This is a genomic window from Stenotrophomonas sp. PAMC25021 (assembly GCF_004795795.1).
Taxonomy (GTDB): domain Bacteria; phylum Pseudomonadota; class Gammaproteobacteria; order Xanthomonadales; family Xanthomonadaceae; genus Stenotrophomonas; species Stenotrophomonas muris.
In genome coordinates this window covers 3,722,429-3,744,452 of the sequence record NZ_CP039255.1, presented here as the reverse complement: position 1 = coordinate 3,744,452, position 22,024 = coordinate 3,722,429, and the positions used below count along the sequence as shown (strand labels likewise).

Genomic DNA, 22,024 nt, shown 5'->3' with positions numbered 1-22,024 from the left:
ACTGGACGGTATAGTCCACCGCGTGAACCCGGCCTACCTCCCCGTTGCCCTCGACGCGCGCGATGAGCGCGTGTTCGATGCCGTGCGCAGACTGCTGGCCGAGCAGGGCATGCAGATGAGCATGGACGCAGTGGCCCAGCATGCCGGCTGCTCCAAGCAGACCCTGTACTCGCGCTACGGCAGCAAGCAGGAACTGCTGCGCCGGGTGATGCAGCGCCACGTCGGCCACGCCACCGGGGCCATGCTGCGTGCACTCCGCAGTGACGACCTGCGTGCCAGCCTTCTCCAGTTCGCCACCGACTTCCTGGAGCATTTCAACCAACCGCACGTAGGACAGGCCTGCCGGCTGATTGCAGCCGAGGCAGCCCAGTTTCCCGAAGAGGCGCGTACGCTGTACCGGCACGGTGCCGGCGCGCTGACGCTTCATCTTGCTGAATGGATTGAAACCGTTTGCATGCAAGGCCAGCTCCGGCATGACGACCCGCACTTCATGGCCGAACTGCTGCTGAGCATGATCGCCGGTCAGGATTTCGACAAACAGCGCTTCCATACCCCCCATCGTGATGACGCGCTCCTGCGTCGGCGCTGGGCAGAGTTCTCCGTCGACAGCTTCCTGCGCGCGTTCGCGCCACAGCCGTCGCCGGCCCCGTCTACAAACCAACCCCGGAGTTCCTCCTGATGACCGCCCCACTCCGCACCCTTGCCTTGACGTGCGCCGTTGCTGTCGCGCTGGCTGCCTGCAAGAAGCCGGAACAGCAGACGCCCCCGCCGCCGGAGGTGGGCGTGATCGACGCCAAGCCGCAGACCCTGCCGCTGCAGCGCGAGCTGGTCGGCCGCCTGTCGCCGTTCCGCAGCGCCGACGTCCGCGCACGCGTACCCGGCGTGCTGCTCAAGCGCGTTTACCAGGAAGGTTCGCAGGTCAAGCAGGGCCAGACCCTGTTCCTGATCGACCCGGCGCCGTTGCGTGCCTCGCTCAACGCCTCCGAGGCCCAGCTGGCTTCGGCCCGCGCCACCTACGCCAATGCCAAGGTCGCCGCCGATCGCGCGCGCTCGCTGGCGCCGCAGCAGTTCGTCTCCAAGTCCGACCTGGACAACGCCGAATCGGCCGAGCGCACCGCCCTGGCCGCCGTCAAGCAGGCCGAAGCGGCAGTGACCTCTTCGCGGATCAACCTGGGCTACGCCGAAGTGACCGCGCCGATCAGTGGCGTGGCCAACAAGCAGCAGGTCACCGAGGGCGCGCTGGTCGGCCAGGGCGATGTGACCCTGCTGACCACCGTTGACCAGCTCGACCCGCTGTATGTGAACTTCTCGCTGAGCGTGGATGAGCTGACCCAGCTTCGCGCGCAGCAGGCCAAGGGCTCGCTGGCGCTGTCCGGCGACGGCAAGGCCACGGTCGACGTCAAGCTGGCCGACGGCAGCACCTATGGTGAGCCGGGCACGCTGGACTTCTCCTCGACCACGGTCGACCCGGCCACCGGTGCGGTGTCGCTGCGTGCGCTGCTGCCGAACCCCCAGCAGATCCTGCTGCCGGGCGCCTTCGTCAGCTTCCAGGCCAACCTGGGCGAGCGCAACAATGCCTACCTGGTGCCGCAGCAGGCGCTGCTGCGTGACACCACCGGCGGCTACGTGATGGTGGTCGGTGCCGACGGAAAGGTGGTGCGCAAGAACGTGAAGACCGATGGCGCGCAGAACGGCAACTGGCTGGTCAGCGACGGCCTGGCCGCCGGTGACAAGGTGATCGTGGCCGGCGTGCAGAAGGTCAAGGAAGGTGCACCGGCGGTGGCCAAGCCGTGGACCCCGGGGCAGGACGCCAACGGCAAGCCTGCCGCAGGCGGCGCCGCTCCGGCGGGCGCAGCACCGGCGGCAGGCAAGGCACCGGCCGACGCGGCCAAGCCGGAACAGGCCGATGCGGCCAAGCCGGCCACCACCGATTCGAACAAGCAGTAACGGGAACCTTCCGTCATGCCTAAATTTTTCATCGAACATCCAGTCTTCGCCTGGGTGGTTGCGATCCTGATCTCGCTCAGCGGCGTGATCGCGATCCTCAACCTGGGCGTGGAGTCCTATCCCAACATCGCCCCGCCGCAGGTCACCGTCTCGGCGACCTACCCGGGCGCCAGCGCGGACACCACCGAGAAATCGGTCACCCAAGTGATCGAGCAGCAGCTGACCGGTATCGATCACCTGCTGTACTTCAGCTCCTCGTCGGCCTCCAACGGCCGCGCGCAGATCACCCTGACCTTCGAGACCGGCACCGATCCGGACATCGCCCAGGTGCAGGTGCAGAACAAGGTTTCGCTGGCCACGCCACGACTGCCTTCGGAAGTGACCCAGCAGGGCGTGGTGGTGGCCAAGGCCAATGCCGGCTTCCTGATGGTGGTGGCGCTGCAGTCCGATACCCCGACCATCAACCGTGACGCCCTGAACGACATCGTCGGCTCGCGCGTGCTCGACCAGGTCTCGCGTATCCCCGGCGTCGGCAGCACCCAGCAGTTCGGTTCCGAGTACGCCATGAACATCTGGCTGAACCCGGAGAAGATGCAGGGCTATGGCCTGTCGGCCAGCCAGGTACTGGCCGCGGTACGTGCGCAGAACGTGCAGTTCGCCGCCGGTGCGCTGGGTTCGGACCCGTCGCCGGAAGGCCAGCACTTCACCGCCACGGTCTCGGCCGAAGGCCGCTTCAGCTCGCCGCAGGAATTCGAGAACATCATCCTGCGCGCCAACGCCGATGGCTCGCGCGTGCTGCTCAAGGACATCGCCCGCGTCGCCTTCGGTGCCAACAACTACGGCTTCGACACCCAGTACAACGGCAAGCCGACCGGCGCCTTCGCCATCCAGCTGCTGCCGGGCGCCAACGCCCTGAACGTGGCCGAAGCGGTGCGCGCCAAGATGGACGAGCTGCAGCCCAGTTTCCCGTCCGGGGTGACCTGGTTCTCGCCGTACGACAGCACCACCTTCGTCAAGATCTCGATCCAGGAAGTGGTCAAGACCCTGTTTGAAGCGGTCCTGCTGGTGTTCCTGGTGATGCTGATCTTCCTGCAGAACTTCCGCGCCACACTGATCCCGACCCTGGTCATCCCCGTCGCCCTGCTCGGTACCTTCCTGGGCATGTGGATGATCGGCTTCACGATCAACCAGCTGACCCTGTTCGCGATGGTGCTGGCGATCGGCATCGTGGTCGACGATGCGATCGTGGTGATCGAGAACGTCGAACGCATCATGAGCGAGGAAGGCCTGGCGCCGAAGCCGGCCACGCAGAAGGCGATGACCCAGATCACCGGCGCGGTGGTGGCGATCACCGTCGTGCTGGCGGCGGTGTTCATCCCGTCCGCCCTGCAGGGCGGCGCCGCCGGTGAGATCTACAAGCAGTTCGCCCTGACCATCGCCATCTCGATGGCGTTCTCGGCGTTCCTGGCACTGGGCTTCACCCCGGCGCTGTGCGCGACCTTCCTCAAGCCGACGCACAACGACAACCCGAACATCGTCTACCGCACCTTCAACAAGTACTACGACAAGATCAGCCACACCTACGTGGGCCACATCACCTCGGCGGTGCGCCATGCGCCGCGCTGGATGATCCTGTTCGTGGTGCTGACCGCGCTGTGCGGCTTCCTGTTCACCCGCATGCCGGGCAGCTTCCTGCCGGAAGAAGACCAGGGCTATGCGCTGGCGATCGTGCAGCTGCCGCCGGGCTCGACCAAGGGCCAGACCAACGAAGTGTTCGCGCAGATGCGTGGCATCCTGGAAAAGCAGGATGGCTATGAAGGCATGCTGCAGGTGGCCGGCTTCAGCTTCGTCGGTTCCGGCGAGAACGTGGGCATGGGCTTCATCCGCCTGAAGCCGTGGGAGGAACGCAAGTTCACCGCGCCCGAGTTCATCCAGAACATGAACGGCGCGTTCTACGGCATCAAGGAAGCGCAGATCTTCGTGGTCAACCTGCCCACCGTGCAGGGCCTCGGCCAGTTCGGCGGCTTCGACATGTGGCTGCAGGACCGCAGTGGTGCCGGCTACGAACAGCTGACCCAGGCGCGCAACATCCTGCTGGGCAAGGCCGCGCAGAAGCCCGAAGCCCTGGTCGGCGTGCGTCCGAACGGGCTGGAGAACGCCCCGCAGCTGCAGCTGCACGTGGACCGCGTGCAGGCGCAGTCGATGGGCATGTCGGTGTCGGACGTGTACAGCACCATCCAGCTGATGCTGGCCCCGGTCTATGTCAACGACTTCTTCTACGAAGGCCGCATCAAGCGCGTGACCATGCAGGCCGATGGCCCGTACCGCACCGGCCAGGAGTCGCTGAAGAGCTTCTACAGCCCCTCCACCCTGACCCAGAACGCCGATGGCACCAACGCGATGATCCCGCTCAACACGGTGGTCAAGTCCGAATGGGTGTCGGCACCGCCGTCGCTGAGCCGCTACAACGGCTACTCGGCGATCAACATCGTCGGCTCGCAGGCCCCGGGCACCAGCTCGGGCGAAGCGATGCAGACCATGGAGAGCATCGTCAACGACGACCTGCCGGCCGGCTTCGGCTACGACTGGTCCGGCATGTCCTACCAGGAAATCCTGGCCGGCAATGCCGCCACGCTGCTGCTGGTGCTGTCCATCGTGGTGGTGTTCCTGTGCCTGGCCGCCCTGTATGAAAGCTGGTCGATCCCGGTGGCGGTGCTGCTGGTGGTGCCGCTGGGCGTGCTGGGCGCACTGGGCCTGTCGATGCTGCGCGGCCTGCCCAACGATCTGTTCTTCAAGATCGGCCTGATCACCGTGATCGGCCTGGCCGCGAAGAACGCGATCCTGATCGTGGAGTTCGCGGTGGAGCAGCGCGCAGCCGGCAAGAACCTGCGCGATGCCACCATCGAAGCGGCCCGCCTGCGCTTCCGCCCGATCCTGATGACCTCGTTCGCGTTCATCATGGGCGTGATCCCGATGGCGATCTCCACCGGCGCCGGCGCCAATTCCCGCCACGCCATCGGTACCGGCGTGATCGGCGGCATGCTGTTCGCCACCCTGCTCGGCCTGCTGATGATCCCGGTGTTCTTCGTGGTCGTGCGCCGCATGCTGGGCGACAAGCTGGATGAACCGTCCAAGGAGTTCATGGAACGCCAGCGCGACGCAGATGCTGCACACCGCCCGGATCGTTGATCCGGCAGTGCGCTGAAACGAAAAGGCCCCGGAGCGATCCGGGGCCTTTTTCTTGCCGCTTTTGAATTCATGCCAACCGAGGTTGGCATCTACCAGGGCAACGGCATGCCGGTAGCCGCCAACCTTGGTGGGCGCCGTTCGAGTCACGTCTCAGCGCAACAGCGCGACCACCGCGCACACTGCCACGATTGCGAGTGCAGCCCACTGCATCGGCACAAAGAAGAAATGATGGGGCGCCACTTCGCCCTTCTGCCGGGGTGCCCGGTTGAGCCACAGGCCCAGCAGCACGTTCACCGCCGCGCCAATGCTGGCACCCAGCAACACCTGCGAGAGTGGGGTGTTGCCCCTGGGGCCTGCGTGCGGGAAGAAATACGCCAGCAGCAGGATCGCTGCGATCGGCGTGATCAGTGTCAGGATTCCCCAACCACGATAGATCATCTGTGCAGACCGTATGGAAACGGCCTGCATTGGAACAGATCCGGCATCGCTCGGCCAAGAGCACAGCGCATCCACGCGTGGCGCGGATCGACCGGCCGCGCCGCCCTTGCAGCGGCGCGGCCGTTGCGTCTCAGCGCAGTCCGGTTTCGTTGCGGGCGATCACCAGGCGCTGGATTTCCGAGGTGCCTTCATAGATCTCGGTGATCTTGGCATCACGGAAGTAACGCTCCAGCGGCATCTCCTTCGAGTACCCCATGCCGCCGTGGATCTGCACCGCCTGGTGGGTGATCCACATCGCCGCTTCCGAGGCGGTGAGCTTGGCGATGGCGGCTTCGTTGCTGAAGCGCTTGCCCTGGCCCTTCACCCAAGCCGCGCGCAACGTCAGCAGCAGCGCTGCATCCAGCTTGCACTTCATGTCGGCAATCTTGGCCTGGGTCATCTGGAAGGTGCCGATGGCGGCACCGAAGGCCTTGCGCTCCTTCACGTACTCCAGGGTCGCTTCATAGGCGGCACGGGCGATGCCGATGGCCTGCGAGGCGATACCGATGCGGCCGGCATCGAGCACGCTCATGGCGATCTTGAAGCCCTCGCCTTCCTGGCCCAGAACGTCCTCGGCCTGCGCCACGTAATCGTTGAACTCGATCTCGCAGGTGGCCGAGGCGCGGATGCCCAGCTTGGGCTCGGTCTTGCCACGACCGAAACCGGCCTTGTCGGTATCGATGAGGAAGGCGGTGATGCCGCGCGCGCCCTTGTCCGGCTCGCTCATCGCGAACAGCACGATGTACTTGGCCACCGGGCCGGAGGTGATCCAGCTCTTCTTGCCATTGATGACGAAAGTGCCGTCGGCCTGTTTCACCGCGCGGCAGCGCATGGCAGTGGCATCGGAACCGGACTGCGGCTCGGTCAGCGCGAACGCGCCGATGGCGGTGCCTTCGGCGATGGCACGCACGTAGGTCTGCTTCTGCTGCTCGGTACCGTGGGTGAGGATGCCGTTGCAGAACAGCGAGTTGTTGACCGACATGATGGTCGAGTGAGCGGCGTCGGCGGCGGCGACCTCCACCATCGCCAGCACGTACGCAACCGGGTCCATGCCCGCACCGCCGTACTCGGTCGGCACTTCGATGCCCATCAGGCCGTTCTCGCCCAGCAGGCGGATGTTGTCCAGCGGGAACTCGCCGGTGCGGTCATGGTGCTCCGCGCTGGGGGCAATCTTTTCCTGCGCGATGCGCCGCGCCACGTCCTGCAGCATCAACTGCTCTTCGGTAAAGCTGAAATCCACAACACCCTCCCGGGTACATGAAGTTATGGGCCGCATACGGCGCGCCCAGGTGCTCCGATTGTACCGGGGGCCGGCTGTTTCCGTACCCTGGCGACTTGACCGCGGCAGCCTCCTCGGCGAATATATCTCTATATCGCGATAGGTAGATATTTATGGATCTGGAAGACTGGTCGACCCGCCTGAAGGTGTTCGCCGATGCCACCCGCGTGCGCCTGCTGGCGCTGCTGGAGCAGGAGGAGCTGACCGTGGCCGAACTGTCGGCAATCACCCGGCTGGCGCAGCCGCGCGTGTCCACCCACCTGGCGCGCCTGAAGGAAGCCGGCCTGGTCCGCGACCGCCGTGCCGGCGTGTCGGCCTACTACCGTTTCGACGAAGCCCAGCTGGACCCGGCGCAGCGTGCATTGTGGCATGCCTTGAGCAACGGAAGCGACGACCCGTTGCTCCGCCAGGATGCCGAGCGCGTGGCTGCAGTGCTGGCCCATCGCGCCTCTGACCAGAACTGGGCCGACAGCGTGGCCGGCGACATGGAGCGCCACTACTCTCCGGGCCGTACCTGGGAGGCGCTGGCGCGCACCGCCTTGCCGTTGCTGGAGACCGGCGACGTGCTGGACATCGCCTCCGGTGACGGCGTGCTGGCCGAACTGGTCGCCCCCCACGCCAAGCGCTACATCTGCATCGATACCAGCGCGCGCGTGGTCGCCGCTGCCAGCGAGCGCCTGCGCCGGCTGCCCAATGTGGAGGTCCGCGAGGGTGACATGCATGCCCTGCCGTTCAAGGACGGCAGCTTCGACCTGGTGGTGCTGATGCACGCGCTGACCTACGCCAGCAAGCCGGCGCAGGCCGTAACCGAAGCCGCACGCGTGCTGCGCCCGGGCGGCCGCCTGCTGCTGTGCAGCCTGGCCCGTCACGAGCACAAGGCGGCGGTGGAGGCCTATGGCCACGTCAACCTCGGCTTCAGCGACAAGGAGCTGCGCAAGTTCGTCGACAAGGCCGGCCTGCAGGTGTCCAGCCTGGAAACGGTCACCCGCGAGAAGCGTCCGCCGCACTTCGAAGTGATTTCGCTGATCGCCAACAAGCCCTGAGCCCGAGACCACCATGCCTGCCCTGCCCTGGTTGCATCCTGATCGTGCAAACGCCCTGCTCGACGCCCTGCGCGAGCGGATCCTGATCATCGACGGCGCGATGGGCACGATGATCCAGCGCCATGGCCTGCAGGAAGACGACTACCGCGGCGAGCGATTCGCCGGTGGCTATGACCATGCGCACGGTCCCGGCTGCGACCACGGCACGCCTGAAGGCCATGACCTGAAGGGCAACAACGACCTGCTGCTGCTGACCCGGCCGCAGGTCATCGCCGACATCCATACCGCATACCTGGACGCCGGGGCGGATCTGGTCGAGACCAACACCTTCAACGCCACTTCGGTCAGCCAGGCCGACTACCACCTCGAACACCTGGTGTACGAGCTGAACAAGGCCGGCGCCGCCGTTGCACGCGCCTGCTGCGATGCGGTGGCTGCGGCCACGCCGGGCAAGCCGCGCTTCGTGATCGGGGTGATCGGTCCCACCAGCCGCACCGCTTCGATCAGTCCCGACGTCAACGATCCGGGCTTCCGCAACACCAGCTTCGACGAGTTGCGCGACACCTATCGCGAAGCCATCGAGGGCCTGATCGATGGCGGCGCCGACACCCTCATGGTCGAGACCATCTTCGACACGCTCAATGCCAAGGCCGCGCTGTATGCGCTGGAGGAGGCCTTCGACGCGCGTGGTGCACGCCTGCCGGTGATGATCTCCGGCACCATCACCGACGCCTCCGGGCGCACCCTGTCCGGGCAGACCGCCGAGGCCTTCCATGCGTCACTGGCGCATGCGCGCCCGCTGTCGATCGGCTTGAACTGCGCGCTGGGCGCCGAGGCGATGCGCCCGCACGTGGAGACCCTCTCGCAGGTCGCCGACTGTTACGTCAGCGCGCACCCCAACGCGGGCCTGCCCAACGCCTTCGGCGAGTACGACGAAACGCCTGAAGAGATGGCCACCACCCTGCGCGGCTTCGCCGAGGATGGCCTGTTGAACCTGGTCGGCGGCTGCTGCGGCTCCACCCCCGACCACATCCGTGCGATCGCCCGCGCCGTGGCCGGGCTGCCGCCGCGCGCCCTGCCCGGTGTCCAGGAGCAGGCCGCATGAATGTCGCCGCCACCGTTCCACACTTCCCGCCCTCCTGCTGTTGAGCCGACGCCTGCCATGACGCCTGTCCGCCCTACCCGCCTGTCCGGCCTGGAACCCCTGGTCATCACTCCGGACCTGCTGTTCATCAACGTCGGCGAACGCACCAACGTCACCGGCAGTGCGCAGTTCCGCAAGCTCATCAAGGAAGGCCGCTACGAAGAAGCGGTGGACGTGGCCCGCCAGCAGGTCGCCAGCGGCGCGCAGATCCTCGACGTCAACATGGACGAGGGCCTGATCGATTCGGAAGCGGCGATGACCCGCTACCTCAACCTGATGATGTCCGAGCCGGACATCGCCCGCATCCCGGTCATGGTCGACTCCTCCAAGTGGAGCGTGATCGAGGCCGGGTTGAAGTGCCTGCAGGGCAAGAGCGTGGTCAATTCGATCTCGCTGAAGGAAGGCGAGGCGCTGTTCCGCGAACACGCGCGCAAGGTCCTGCGCTATGGCGCCGCCGCGGTGGTCATGGCCTTCGATGAAAGCGGGCAGGCCGATACCTGCGCGCGCAAGGTCGAGATCTGCACCCGCGCCTACCGCATCCTGGTCGACGAGATCGGCTTCCCGCCGCAGGACATCATCTTCGACCCGAACATCTTCGCCGTCGCCACCGGCATCGAAGAGCACGACAACTATGCGGTGGACTTCATCGAAGCCACCCGCATCATCAAGCAGACCCTGCCGCACTGCCACGTCTCCGGCGGCGTCTCCAACGTCTCGTTCTCGTTCCGCGGCAACGAAACGGTGCGCCAGGCCATCCACTCGGTGTTCCTCTACCACGCCATCGCCGCCGGCATGGACATGGGCATCGTCAACGCCGGCGCCATGCCGATCTACGACGAGCTGGAGCCTGAGCTGCGCGAGCGCGTCGAGGACGTGATCCTCAACCGCCGCAGCGATGCCACCGAGCGCCTGCTGGAGATCGCCAAGCGCTACAAGGGCAGCAAGGGCGCGGCGAAGACCGAGGACCTGGCCTGGCGCGGGAAGCCGGTGGCGCAGCGCCTGGCACATGCGCTGGTGCACGGCCTGGATGCCTTTGTCGAGGAAGACACCGAGCTGGCCCGGCAGGCCTCCAGCCGCCCGCTGGACGTGATCGAGGGCCCGCTGATGGACGGCATGAACATCGTGGGCGACCTGTTCGGTGCCGGCAAGATGTTCCTGCCGCAGGTGGTGAAATCCGCACGCGTGATGAAGAAGGCGGTGGCCTACCTGCTGCCGTACATCGAGGCGGAGAAGGCACGCAGCGGTGATACCGCCAAGAGCAATGGCAAGATCATCATGGCCACGGTGAAGGGCGATGTGCATGACATCGGCAAGAACATCGTCGGCGTGGTCCTGGCCTGCAACAACTTCGAGGTGGTCGACTTGGGCGTGATGGTGCCAGCGCAGAAGATCCTCGATGCCGCCCGCGAGCACAACGCCGACCTGGTCGGCCTGTCCGGACTGATCACCCCGTCGCTGGAGGAGATGAGCCACGTCGCCCGCGAGATGGAGCGCCAGGGCTTCGACCTGCCGCTGCTGATCGGCGGCGCCACCACCTCGCGCGCGCACACCGCGCTGAAGATCGACCCGCACTACAAAGCGCCTACGGTGTGGGTGAAGGACGCCTCGCGCGCGGTGGGCGTGGCCCAGTCGCTGATCTCACGCGACCTGCGCGAAGCCTTCGTCGCGGCCAACGAGGCCGACTATGCCGAGATCCGCGCCCGCCACCGCAACCGTGGCGACGCCAAGCGCCTGGTGACGCTGGAACATGCGCGCGCGCAGAAATTCCAGGGTGGCTGGGACAGCTACACGCCACCGGCACCGGAACAACCCGGCCTGCACGTGTTCGATGACTACCCGCTGGACGAACTGGTCGACTACATCGACTGGACACCGTTCTTCCAGGCCTGGGAGCTGGCCGGCAAGTTTCCGGCCATCCTCACCGACGAGATCGTCGGCACCCAGGCCAGCGAGCTGTACCGCGATGCGCGCGCGATGCTCGAGCGCATCGTCGGCGAGAAGTGGCTGACGGCCAAGGCCGTGTTCGGCCTGTGGCCGGCCAACAGCATCGGCGACGACGTCCGCGTGCAGCACCCGCAGGGCGAAACCACCCTGCACTTCCTGCGCCAGCAGGTAGACAAGCCTGCCGAGCGCCCGGACTTCTGCCTGGCCGATTTCATCGCGCCCCTCGACAGTGGCAAGCAGGACTGGATCGGCGCGTTCGCAGTCACTGCCGGTATCGGCATCGACGCGCACGTCGCGCGCTTCGAGGCCGAGCATGACGACTACAACGCGATCCTGCTGAAAGCACTGGCCGACCGCCTCGCCGAGGCGCTGGCCGAGCGCCTGCACCAGCGCGTGCGTACCGAATTCTGGGGCCATGAGCGCGCCGAGGCGCTGGACAACGACGCCCTGATCGACGAGCAGTACCGCGGCATCCGGCCGGCGCCTGGCTATCCGGCCTGCCCGGAACACAGCGAGAAACGGCGCCTGTTCGACCTGCTGCAGGCCGAAGCAAACGCCGGCATGGAATTGACCGAGAGCTTCGCGATGCTGCCCACGGCCGCTGTCTCGGGCTACTACTTCAGCCATCCGCAGAGCCAGTACTTCGTGGTCGGCCGGCTCAGCCGCGAACAGGTCAGCGACTACGCCCGCCGCAAGGGCGTGGACCGCGCTCAGGCCGAACGCTGGCTGGCCTCCAACCTCGACTACGACCCCGAATGACACAAAAAGCACAAAAAGGGGACGGAGGGGATTAAGTCGTTTATGCATTCGCGACTTAATTCCCTCCGTCCCCTTTTTTGCCTCATCATTCCGCGATGACCGTTCCCGTTGCACGCCTCTCCAGCTTCTACCTGTTCTACTACGCGGCGCTGGGCGCGTTCACGCCGTACTGGAGCCTGTTCCTGACCGCGCGCGGCATGAGCGTGACGGCCATCAGCGTGATGATGGGCCTGTGGTACGCCACCCGCGTGATCGCGCCCAGCACCTGGACCTCGCTGGCGGCCGCATCGCCACGACCGATCCGCCTGCTGCGCGCGGGCTGCGTGCTGACCCTGCTCAGCTTCGCGGTATTCCTGCTGCCGCTGCCACAGCCGTGGATGTACCCGGCGATGGTGGTGTTCTGCTTCTTCTACAACGCGGTGATGCCGCAGTTCGAGTCGATCACCCTCACCCATCTGGGCAACGACAGCCATCGCTACGGGTTGATCCGGGTCTGGGGCTCGCTCGGCTTCATCGCCGTCGTGACCCTGTTCGGCTGGCTGATCGAAGATGACGGCACGGCCAGCCACGCCGGGCTGCTGCCGTGGATGATGCTGCCACTGTTCGCGCTGCTGGTCGCCTCGGCCTTCAGCAACCACTACGCGCGCGGCATCGGCAAGACCGGCGGCGACGCCAGCGGCTTCTGGCAGATCGTGCGCCGACCGCCGGTGCTGGCGTTCTTCCTGGCCGCCTTCATGGAGCAACTGTCTTTCGGCCCGTACTACACGTTCTTTTCGGTCTACATGGACCATCACGGCTACCGCACCTCCACCCTGGGCCTGTTGTGGACCATCGGTGTGGTCTTCGAAGTGGGCGTGTTCTTCACCATCGGCCGCTTCTTCCGCCGCTATGACGCCAGCTGGATGCTGTTGATCGCGCTGGTCAGTTCCTGCCTGCGCTGGGCCGTGACCGCACTGTTCCCGGAAAACCTGCCGGTGATGCTGCTGGCGCAGAGCGCGCACGCGCTGGGCTTTGCGGCGTTCTTCGCAGCAGCGATGCAGATGCTGGCGACCTACTTCCCCGGTCGCCTCAATGGGCATGGCCAGGGGCTGCTGTACGGATTCTCGTCCGGTGTCGGCGGTGTGCTCGGCGCACTCATTGCCGGCCAACTGTGGAAGATCGACGATGGTCGCACCGCGTTCCTGGCCGGCAGCGGCTTCGCCCTGATTGGCGCCCTGCTCTGTTTCTTCGCACTGAGCCTGCCGCTCATACGTGCGCGACGGAACAGCCGCGTGCGCTGACCCCTGCCCGGCTCAGCGCTGCAACAGCACCTGTTGCAGCGAGGGCAGCAGCACCCGGTTGCCATGCGCACTGAGATGATCGCCATCGAAGAACAGCGGCCGCCCATCGCGCTGGGCTGGACATAACGCGTCGTCGCACAGCGCCGGCATCGGGTCCCACAGCACGCCACCTGGCAGTCCATCGACCACCTGCTGCAGGCTGCCCAGCATGGGTGCCCGCAACGTTTCCATCGCGACGCGCGTGCTGTCCAGGCCGTTGCGGCAGACCTCGTTGCGGGCATTGAAGCGGTCCGAGCAGCGATAAGGAGGCGCTGGCAGCACTGGCTTGGGCGCCTCCAGCACGATGCGCACGCCACGCTCGGCCAAGGGTCTCCACTGCGCGACCGCCTCGGCCACTTCGGCGTCGCGTCCTGCCGCGGCCTCTGCCGTCAGTTCGCCCGCCAGCTGCGCCTGCGCATCGAACAGCACGAACTGATCGGAAAGGCGTGGCACGCGCAACGACACCAGCACCACGGCATCCCCCGGCTGCGCACGCCGCACGATATCGGCGAACACCGCGGCGTCGAAATCAGCGCAACCGGCACCGGCACCGCGCCACTTCTGCAGGCTCACCTGCGGGCATCCGCCGCGGCCATAGAGGGAGACCGCCGAGCCGGTTTCCAGGGCCAGTCGCTGCAGCAGCTCGATGTAGGCCATCGCATGCGAATCACCAGCAACGAACACCCGCTTCGGCGCGCCAACCGGTAGCGGGCGGTCGCAGTCTCCACGGGCAAAGGTGCGCGCACTACCGCCTTCGAAACGATGCTTGGCGACCACCAGTGCGCACTCGGGATAGTCACCGGCCACGCTCTTGCCATTGGGGTACCAATCGGCCGGATGCCGGCTGACCGTACTCAACGACAGCCGCGGCACCTGCAGGTAGAGCACTGTCTGGATGCCGGCGGCGCACAGCAGTACGACCGCGCCGGCCAGCACCCAACGCCCGGGACGCAGGCGCTGCGCCAACGTGCCGCGGAACGGCTGTTCCACCCAGCGCCACGACAGCCATGACAGCAGCAGCACCAACGCCATCGCGGTGGTCATCTGCAAGGGTGTCTGCAGGCCCACGGTCCAGCGCATCAGCACGAACACCGGCCAGTGCCACAGGTACAGCGAGTACGACAGCAGGCCGATACGGCGCATCGGGGCGCTGGCCAACAGGCGCGCCACCCATGCCTGCGGATGATGATGCAGCGCCCACAGCAGGCCCGCGGTGGCGAAGGCCGGCAGCACGCCGTCAGGCCACGGTGACCGCCCGGCACGCGCGGACCACAACGCCCACCCCAGCAGGCCCAGCGCCACCATGGCCAGCAGGGAGAACACCGGCGCGGCGCGCTTCAGTGCCTGGCCGGTTGCCGGGTCCAGCGATTCGCGCACATGCAGCAGCTGGAACAGCAGCACGCCCACCCCCAGTTGCCAGAGGCGGGTGCTGGTGGCATAGAACGCCCACGATGGCGGCGCCTCGCGCAGACCCAGCACCGCCGCATGCAGCAGCGACGCCATGCTGACCAGGGCGAACAGGCCCAGGCTGATCCAGCGCCCGCGTGCACCGCGCGCCCAAGCCAGGAACAGCAGCGGGAACAGCAGGTAGAACTGCTCTTCCACGCCCAGCGACCAGGTGTGGGTGTAGGGATTGAATTCGGCCCTGGGTGCGAAATAGTCGTTGCCGATCGCTGCCAGCACCCAGTTGCTGAAGCCGAAGAACGCCATCAGTCCGGTCCTGTCACTGGCTTCGCTGAGCCAGGACTCGGGAATGAACAGCACGCTTGCCACGGCAGTCAGCAACAGGCAGGCCAACAGCGCCGGCGCGATGCGACGGATGCGGCGCACATAGAAGCGCAGCATCGACTGCCCCAGCGACAGCGGCGGCAGCCGGTGTACCGACGCGCTGACCACGAAACCGGAGATGACGAAGAACACATCCACGCCGGTGAACCCGCCTGGCAACCAGGCCGGGTCCAGGTGGAACACGATGACGGCCAGCACGGCGATCGCGCGCAGGCCGTCAATGTGCGGCACGTAGCCACGGCTTGGATCAGCGGTCATCCCTACCCCCACGGCCGCGACGGCAGCGCGCCCGCGGCGGTCACGCGTTTACCAGACCAGGTCGTCCGGCACCTGGTACTGCGGGTCCGCGTACGGATCTTCCTCGGCCGGCGCATTCGGATCGACCTTCAGCGCCACCGATGCGGCGAACACCGCCTCGCACTGCGCCAGCACCTCGGCGGTCACCAGCAGGTAGCGGCCATTGAGCTGGACCACACCCAGCTCACCGGCGTTGAGCGCGGTCAGCTGTTCGGCGGTCACATAGATGCGCTTGATCTTGCCGCCGTAGGGGAAGTGGCGGGCAATGTCCGCCGCTTCGGCATTCAGGCCCTTGTCCTTCAGCAGTTCTTCCAGCTTGGTCTTGGCCTCGCGGCGCACACGCGCCTCTTCCTGCTTCAGGCGCTCGGTTTCGATGCGCTCTTCCTTTTCCTTCTGCGCGCGGATGGCGTAGGCCTTGGCCAGGTCCATCTCTTCTGCGCTGCGCGGCTTGCGCGGGCCCTGCTGGCCCGGGCCACGCGACTGGCCGGGCTTGCCCGGGCCGCCATGGCCAGGACCGCGACGCTGGCCGGGCTTGTGCTCGCCCTTGCCAGCGCCCTGCGGCTTTCCATTGCCGTTGCCACCCTTGCCCTGCGGGCGGCCATCACGGCGGGGGCCATCATTCTTGCGCTCTGGCTTGGGCGCAGGCTTGAAGCCCAGGCCCATCAGCTGGTCACGGAGGGTATCGCTCATAGGATTCGGATCAGTAGTGCGGCGGCGGCGGTTCGCTCGCCGGATCGGAAGAATTCAGCGCGTTGCGGACCTTGCCCAGATCTTCCAGCAGCACGCGCAGCACGTCGGCGTTGCGCATGCCCTGCATGCGGGCATCGGCCAGCGCATCGCTCAGTTCGGCCAGCGCCTGTTCCTGGAAGGACACGCGCATTTCCAGTTCGACCAGGCGCGCTTCCAGCGCCTGCTCGCGTTCGGTTGGCAGCAGATCAGACATGCAGCGAGCGCCCCCGGCCAATGCCGTAATACGCCAGGCCCGCTGCTTCCACGTCCGCCGGCTCGTACAGGTTGCGGCCGTCGAACACCACCGCGTCCTTCAACTGCTCGCGCAGCGTCTGGAAATCGGGGCTGCGGAACTGCTTCCACTCGGTCACCACGACCAGTGCATCGGCGCCCTGCAGCGCCTCGTTGGCATTGCTGCAGAACACCAGGTCATCGCGTTCACCGAAGATGCGCTGCGCCTCATGCATCGCTTCCGGATCGTAGGCACGCACCGTCGCACCGCCTTCCCACAGTTGCGCCAGCAGGCGTCGGCTGGAGGCTTCGCGCATGTCGTCGGTGTTTGGCTTGAATGCCAGGCCCCACACGGCAAAGGTCTTGCCACGCACGCCTTCGTCCTCGCCCTTGTCGTAATGGCGCTGGACCAGGGCGAACAGATGGCCCTTCTGCGCATCGTTGACCGCTTCCACGGCGTTCAGCAGTTTAGGCTCCAGGCCGGCCTGCTGCGCGGTGCGGGCCAGCGCCTGCACATCCTTGGGGAAGCACGAGCCACCATAGCCGGCGCCCGGGTAGATGAAATGCCAGCCGATGCGCGGATCCGAGCCGATGCCCTGGCGGACCTGCTCCACATCGGCGCCGACACGTTCGGCGATGTTGGCGATTTCGTTCATGAACGAGATCTTGGTCGCCAGCATCGCGTTGGCGGCGTACTTGGTCAGCTCGGCCGAACGCACGTCCATTTCCACCACGCGGTCGTGGTTGCGGTTGAACGGTGCATACAGGCGCCGCATCACCGCCACCGACTCGGCGCTGGTCGCACCGATGATGATGCGATCCGGACGCATGCAGTCGGCAACGGCGTCGCCTTCCTTCAGGAATTCCGGGTTGGACACCACGTCGAAGGCGATGTCGGCGCCACGTGCCGCCAGCTCTGCGGCAATGGCGGCACGGACCTTGTCGGCGGTGCCCACCGGCACCGTCGACTTGTTGACCACCACGGTCGGCACGCTCATGTGCTGGCCGATGGTGCGGGCCACGGCCAGCACGTACTGCAGATCAGCGCTGCCATCCTCGTCCGGCGGCGTGCCGACGGCGATGAACACGACCTGGCCGTGGCCGATCGCGGCTGCGGCATCGGTGGTGAACGTCAGCCGCGACGCGGCGTGATTGGCCTTCACCATCGGTTCCAGGCCCGGCTCATAGATCGGGATGATGCCCTGGTTGAGGCCATCGACCTTGGCCTGGTCGATATCGACGCAGACCACCTGGTGGCCGACATCGGCCAGGCAGGTACCGGTCACCAGCCCTACGTAACCGGTACCGAAAATCGCAACGCGCATGTCCGTGCTGGCTCCGTGGTCGCTTACGGCAGGACGCCCAGCAGCTCGACGTCGAACGTCAGAGTCGCGTTCGGGCCGATCGGGCCACCCGGGGTGCCGTTCTCACCGTAGGCGAGCTCGCCCGGGATCCAGAAGCGGTACTTCGAACCGACCGGCATCAGCGCGACGCCTTCGGTCCAGCCCTTGATCACCTGGTCCAGGCCGAACTCGGCCGGCTGACGACCATAGGAGCTGTCGAACACGGTGCCGTTGAGCAGCTTGCCTTCGTAGTTGACGCGCACCTTGCTGCTCGGCAGCGGACGCTCGCCGCTGCCCGGGCGGATGACCTGGTACTGCAGGCCCGACGGGGTGGTTACCACGCCGGGCTGGGTCTTGTTCTTGGCCAGGAACGCATTGCCTTCCTCGCGGTTGGTCTGCGCGGCAGCGGCGGCCTTGGCCTGCATTTCGGCCTGCTTGCTGCCCATGAACGCCTGGATGGTGGCGGTCGCGTCAGCTTCCGTCATCTTCGGCTGACCCTTGCTCAGGCCGGTGCTGATCGCGTCAAACAGCGAGGCGACATCGATGTCGTCCTTCAGCTGTGCCAGCGACGGGCCGACCGAGTAGGAACCGATCATCTGCGACACCTTGACGCGGTCGACCTTCGGCGGCTGCGAACCCGGCGCCATGCCCGGCACCTGCTGCCCGCTGCGGGCCATCACGACCTGGCGCAGTGCGGCATCGGTGGCCTTGGCCTGTTCCTGGGTGATCTGCGGCTGCAGGCCTTCGAACGAACGTTCCACGGCGGTGCGCAGCGCGGCCACATCGATCTCATCGGCGATCGGGGTGAACGACTTGGCGACGTCCAGGCCGATGGCGTAGCCGAGCTTCTGCTTGGGGGAATTCAAGGTTGCGGTCTCCTTGGCGGCTGCGGGGGCAGCCGGTTGTTGCGACAGAGCGACACCCGAAGTGCCCATCGCCAGAATCAGAACCGACGCCGCGGCGCCGCGCATTCCCATCTTCATTCGCTGCATTCCTGGAAGTGTCTGGGCGCCGACGTCGGCGCGAAAAGAAGCATTGTCGCACGCATGCCGTCGATGTCGAGGCATCCGTGCCGGATATCAATGCGTAGGAGCGACGGCCAGCGCCTTGTCGATGGCGGCGGTCAGCTGTGGATCGTCCGGCGTCACCTTGCTGGCGAACTGGGCGATGACCTTGCCATCGCGGCCGACCAGATATTTGTGGAAGTTCCAGCCCGGCGCCACGCCGGTGGCTGCGGTCAACCGCTGGTACAGCGGCGTGGCCTCCGCACCGACGACGTGCACCTTCTCGAACATCGGGAACTTGACGCCATAGGTAAGCGTGCAGAAATCCTGGATCTGCTTCTCGTCACCCGGTTCCTGGCCCTTGAAATCGTTGGACGGGAAACCCAGCACGGCAAAGCCGCGGCCGGCATAACGCTTCTGCAGCGCCTCCAGGCCTTCGTACTGGGGGGTATAGCCGCACTTGCTTGCGGTATTGACCACCAGCAGCACCTGCCCGTGGTAGCGCTGCTGCAGGTTGACCTGCTGCTTGCTGGCCAGCGGGCGATAGTCCAGGTCCAGCAGATCGGCCGCCAGCACGTGGGCGGAACCGGCCAGGCCGGCCACCAGCAGGGTCAACAGGGACAGGCCGCGCAGTCGGCGCGGGACAACGGTCGGCAGGGGCATCGAGAGCAGTCCGCGGTAGCCATTCACAGGGCCGGCCGATAGCGGCCGGGAATCGGCCGAACTATAGCACCGGGCTCCGTTGCCCCTTGTTGCGGCGGGCGCCGGCGGCTTTGCGCGGCGTGGCCTTTCCCGGGAGGACCCACCCTCAACGGCGCAGGGATGACATAGCATGGACAACGCTGAATGGAAGGCAGGGCGTGATCGGCCCGCACGACAATTCCGTTTCCCTTTTCAATCAAGGGGATAAGGGGATATTTCAGCGGTTTGACCACCCCTGCCATCAGTTGGGCACGGCAAGGGGTTGCACGTGGGCGTGCCGGTGTTATAGTTGCATACAACACCAGTCACCTGAGACAGGGGGAGCCATGAACGCCCGGATCCGTCGCAACCTCGCCGCACCCGCGGCCGCTGCCGTTTCGACCCTGATCGTGCTGGCCTGGCTGGCCATGCCAACCGCTCCCGCCTCCGCCGACAGTGCGCAGGATGCATCCGTTTCGCCGGCCGGGAACGCCGATCCCTCCCCCTCTCCCCCGCGTCGGCTGCACAGCTCCCTGTCCATGCCGTATTTCTCGTTCGCACAGCCGCTGACCCCACGGAGCTGAATATGAGCGACATCCAGTGGAGCGACGGCGCTCCCATCTACCGTCAGTTGAAGGAGCGCGTGATCGCCATGATGCTCGACGGAATCCTCAAGCCGGGCGATGCCCTGCCTTCGGTGCGCCAGGTGGCCGCCGACTACCAGCTCAACCCCATCACCGTTTCGCGCGCTTACCAGGAACTGGCCGATGAAGGCCTGGTCGAGAAGCGCCGCGGCCTGGGCATGTTCATGACCGAGCAGGCGGCCACGCAGCTGCGCAGCAGCGAGCGCGAGCGCTTTCTCAACGAAGAATGGCCGGCGGTGCTGGAGCGCATCCAGCGCCTGGGCCTGAGCCTCGACGAATTGCTGCCCCAGGGGAAAGTCTGATGAATAGCACCGCAAGTGAACCGGTCATCACCGCCCGAGGCCTGCGCAAGGCCTACAAGACCACCGTGGCCCTCGACAATGCCAGCTTCAGCATTCCGAGCGGGCGCATCGTCGGCCTGATCGGGCCCAACGGCGCCGGCAAGACCACCGCGCTGAAGGCCATCCTCGGCCTGACCTCGGTGGAAGGTGAGTTGAGCGTGCTCGGCCGCGACCCGCGGCAGCACCGCGACGCGCTGATGAACGACATCTGCTTCATTGCCGACGTCGCCGTGCTGCCGCGCTGGCTGAAGGTCCGTGAAGCGATCGATTTCGTCGCCGGTGTCCATCCGCGCTTCGACCGTGCCCGCTGCGAGCGTTTCCTGGCCAACACCAAGCTGCAGCCGAAGCAGCGCGTGCGCGAACTGTCCAAGGGCATGATCGTGCAGCTGCACTTGGCGCTGGTGATGGCCATCGATGCGCGCATCCTGGTGCTGGACGAGCCCACCCTGGGCCTGGACATCCTGTACCGCAAGGAGTTCTACCAGCGCCTGCTGGAAGATTATTTCGACGAACAGAAGACCATCATCGTCACCACCCACCAGGTGGAGGAGATCGAGCACATCCTCAGCGACGTCATGTTCATCCGTGATGGTCGCATCGTGCTCGATGCAGAAATGGACGATGTCGGCCAGCGCTACACCGAGCTTCTGGTCAACGCCGACCAGCTGGAGACCGCGCGTGCGCTGAAGCCGATCGACGAGCGCAGCCTGACGTTCGGCAAGACCGTAATGCTGTTCGACGGTGTGCCGCGCACCCAGCTCTCCACCCTTGGCGAGACCCGCAGCCCGGGCCTGGCCGATCTGTTCGTCGCCATCATGAAGGGGACCTACGCATGACTGCCGTCAACCACCCCGTCAGCCCGATGGGCACCCTGCGCTGGCTGCTCAAGCGCGAGTACTGGGAGAACCGTGGCGGTTTCCTGTATGCGCCGCTGATCGCCGGCCTGATCTCGCTGGTGATGAGCACCGTCGGCATCGCCTTCGGCCTGTTTGCACTGAACCGTGCAGCACGCAACGGCGCACTGCATGTCGACGGCGAGAGCGTGAACATCAACGGCCTGGACCTGGCCCTGCTGACCCGGGACATCAGCGCCAAGGACCTGGCCGACCTCGGCAACGGCCTCGACCTGACCCTGGTGCTCAGCTCGGCCTGGCCGTTCCTGGTGCTGGCCTTCGTGGTGTTCTTCTACTGTCTGGGCGCCCTGTACGACGACCGTCGCGACCGCAGCATCCTGTTCTGGAAGTCGCTGCCGCTGTCGGACACCCAGACCGTGCTGTCCAAGGTGATCAGCGCACTGGTCGTGGCCCCGCTGATCGCGGTGATCGCCGGCATCATCACCATGTTCGGCTTCATGCTGGTGATCAGCATCGTCGCGCTGATGCACGGTGGCAGCCCGATGACCCTGATCTGGGGTCCGGCCAGCCCGTTGACCCTGGCCGCCGGTCACCTGGCCTGGATTCCGGTCTACGCCCTGTGGGCCCTGCCCACCGCCGGCTGGCTGCTGCTGTGCTCGGCCTGGGCCCGTACCAAACCGTTCCTGTGGGCGGTGATGCTGCCGCTGTTCGCCGGCGTCATTGTCAGCACCACCAAGGTGATGCCGTTGATCGGCCTGACCACCGGCTGGTTCTGGCAGAACATCGTTGGCCGACTGCTGCTGGGCGGCGTGCCGGGCACCGACCTGGTGTATCGCCTCAGCGCCGAGGAAGGCACGCGTCGCGATCTCGAATCGGTGGTCAGCCTGATGTCCCCGGCCTCGCAGCTGAAGTCGCTGGCGATGCCGGAACTATGGATCGGTGCCGCCGTCGGTGTCGTGTTCATCGTCCTCGCCATCCGCCTGCGCAAGCGCGCCGGCGAGATCTGATTCC

Annotated in this window: 19 protein-coding genes; 11 read left to right on the top strand and 8 right to left on the bottom strand. The window is 66.2% G+C overall.

The features are described from left to right. Positions 1–22: 22 nt before the first annotated feature. The 3 genes from E5790_RS17300 to E5790_RS17290 are packed head-to-tail and all read left to right on the top strand — an operon-like array spanning position 23 to position 5,136. On the top strand, positions 23–679 hold the full coding sequence (locus E5790_RS17300) for a TetR/AcrR family transcriptional regulator (protein WP_111207029.1): 657 nt from the start codon (positions 23–25) through the stop codon (positions 677–679). Further along, entirely contained in the window at positions 679–1,947 is a 1,269-nt protein-coding gene (locus E5790_RS17295) for an efflux RND transporter periplasmic adaptor subunit (protein WP_111207028.1), read from the top strand. The genes E5790_RS17300 and E5790_RS17295 overlap by 1 nt, the downstream gene beginning before the upstream one ends. 15 nt (positions 1,948–1,962) lie before the next feature. Beyond that, positions 1,963–5,136, top strand: a complete 3,174-nt coding sequence (locus tag E5790_RS17290) for a multidrug efflux RND transporter permease subunit (RefSeq protein ID WP_046431562.1) — start codon at positions 1,963–1,965, stop codon at positions 5,134–5,136. Positions 5,137–5,286: 150 nt separating this feature from the next. Here the strand turns inward: E5790_RS17290 and E5790_RS17285 are convergent, their stop codons facing one another. Both E5790_RS17285 and E5790_RS17280 read right to left on the bottom strand, forming a co-directional pair. Beyond that, positions 5,287–5,574, bottom strand: coding sequence for a hypothetical protein (locus tag E5790_RS17285; RefSeq protein ID WP_049442457.1), 288 nt, complete (start codon positions 5,572–5,574; stop codon positions 5,287–5,289). Between the two features lie 130 nt (positions 5,575–5,704). Further along, on the bottom strand, positions 5,705–6,853 hold the full coding sequence (locus tag E5790_RS17280; RefSeq protein WP_049442456.1) for an acyl-CoA dehydrogenase family protein: 1,149 nt from the start codon (positions 6,851–6,853) through the stop codon (positions 5,705–5,707). A gap of 152 nt (positions 6,854–7,005) precedes the next feature. Between E5790_RS17280 and E5790_RS17275 the strand changes: the two genes are divergently transcribed. From E5790_RS17275 to E5790_RS17260, 4 genes are all read left to right on the top strand, one after another. Beyond that, positions 7,006–7,935 (top strand): metalloregulator ArsR/SmtB family transcription factor, encoded by a 930-nt coding sequence (locus E5790_RS17275; RefSeq protein WP_014037755.1) that lies wholly within the window; start codon positions 7,006–7,008, stop codon positions 7,933–7,935. 13 nt (positions 7,936–7,948) lie between these two features. Continuing rightward, positions 7,949–9,040: a homocysteine S-methyltransferase family protein gene (locus tag E5790_RS21995; protein ID WP_014647681.1), complete on the top strand. Its 1,092-nt coding sequence runs from the start codon at positions 7,949–7,951 to the stop codon at positions 9,038–9,040. Between the two features lie 57 nt (positions 9,041–9,097). After that, on the top strand, positions 9,098–11,782 hold the full coding sequence (gene metH, locus E5790_RS17265) for a methionine synthase (protein ID WP_111207026.1): 2,685 nt from the start codon (positions 9,098–9,100) through the stop codon (positions 11,780–11,782). A gap of 95 nt (positions 11,783–11,877) precedes the next feature. Continuing rightward, a complete protein-coding gene (locus E5790_RS17260; RefSeq protein WP_111207025.1) occupies positions 11,878–13,062 on the top strand; it encodes an MFS transporter in 1,185 nt (394 codons plus the stop codon). A 12-nt stretch (positions 13,063–13,074) separates the two neighbouring features. Here the strand turns inward: E5790_RS17260 and E5790_RS17255 are convergent, their stop codons facing one another. From E5790_RS17255 to E5790_RS17230, 6 genes are all read right to left on the bottom strand, one after another. Next, positions 13,075–15,147, bottom strand: coding sequence for an acyltransferase family protein (locus E5790_RS17255; RefSeq protein ID WP_111207024.1), 2,073 nt, complete (start codon positions 15,145–15,147; stop codon positions 13,075–13,077). Between the two features lie 48 nt (positions 15,148–15,195). Continuing rightward, positions 15,196–15,876 carry a DUF2058 family protein gene (locus E5790_RS17250; RefSeq protein WP_111207023.1) on the bottom strand — a complete coding sequence of 227 codons (681 nt, stop codon included), beginning with the start codon at positions 15,874–15,876 and terminating at the stop codon, positions 15,196–15,198. A 10-nt stretch (positions 15,877–15,886) separates the two neighbouring features. Further along, on the bottom strand, positions 15,887–16,129 hold the full coding sequence (locus E5790_RS17245; protein WP_005410256.1) for a SlyX family protein: 243 nt from the start codon (positions 16,127–16,129) through the stop codon (positions 15,887–15,889). Beyond that, a complete protein-coding gene (locus tag E5790_RS17240; protein WP_032962083.1) occupies positions 16,122–17,471 on the bottom strand; it encodes a UDP-glucose/GDP-mannose dehydrogenase family protein in 1,350 nt (449 codons plus the stop codon). The genes E5790_RS17245 and E5790_RS17240 overlap by 8 nt, the downstream gene beginning before the upstream one ends. 23 nt (positions 17,472–17,494) lie before the next feature. Continuing rightward, positions 17,495–18,472: an FKBP-type peptidyl-prolyl cis-trans isomerase gene (locus E5790_RS17235; RefSeq protein WP_032962085.1), complete on the bottom strand. Its 978-nt coding sequence runs from the start codon at positions 18,470–18,472 to the stop codon at positions 17,495–17,497. A gap of 96 nt (positions 18,473–18,568) precedes the next feature. Then, the gene (locus E5790_RS17230) at positions 18,569–19,156 is read right to left on the bottom strand and encodes a glutathione peroxidase (protein ID WP_014647689.1); all 588 of its coding nucleotides are present in this window, start codon (positions 19,154–19,156) and stop codon (positions 18,569–18,571) included. 365 nt (positions 19,157–19,521) lie between these two features. Between E5790_RS17230 and E5790_RS17225 the strand changes: the two genes are divergently transcribed. From E5790_RS17225 to E5790_RS17210, 4 genes are read left to right on the top strand one after another with little or no spacing between them, the layout of a single operon-like run. Beyond that, positions 19,522–19,758, top strand: a complete 237-nt coding sequence (locus tag E5790_RS17225) for a hypothetical protein (RefSeq protein WP_111207022.1) — start codon at positions 19,522–19,524, stop codon at positions 19,756–19,758. Between the two features lie 2 nt (positions 19,759–19,760). Further along, the gene (locus E5790_RS17220; RefSeq protein WP_005410261.1) at positions 19,761–20,120 is read left to right on the top strand and encodes a GntR family transcriptional regulator; all 360 of its coding nucleotides are present in this window, start codon (positions 19,761–19,763) and stop codon (positions 20,118–20,120) included. Beyond that, the gene (locus E5790_RS17215) at positions 20,120–20,995 is read left to right on the top strand and encodes an ABC transporter ATP-binding protein (RefSeq protein ID WP_014647691.1); all 876 of its coding nucleotides are present in this window, start codon (positions 20,120–20,122) and stop codon (positions 20,993–20,995) included. Before E5790_RS17220 ends, E5790_RS17215 begins: the two co-directional genes overlap by 1 nt. Continuing rightward, positions 20,992–22,020: an ABC-2 transporter permease gene (locus tag E5790_RS17210; protein WP_046431579.1), complete on the top strand. Its 1,029-nt coding sequence runs from the start codon at positions 20,992–20,994 to the stop codon at positions 22,018–22,020. The genes E5790_RS17215 and E5790_RS17210 overlap by 4 nt, the downstream gene beginning before the upstream one ends. Positions 22,021–22,024 lie beyond the last annotated feature (4 nt).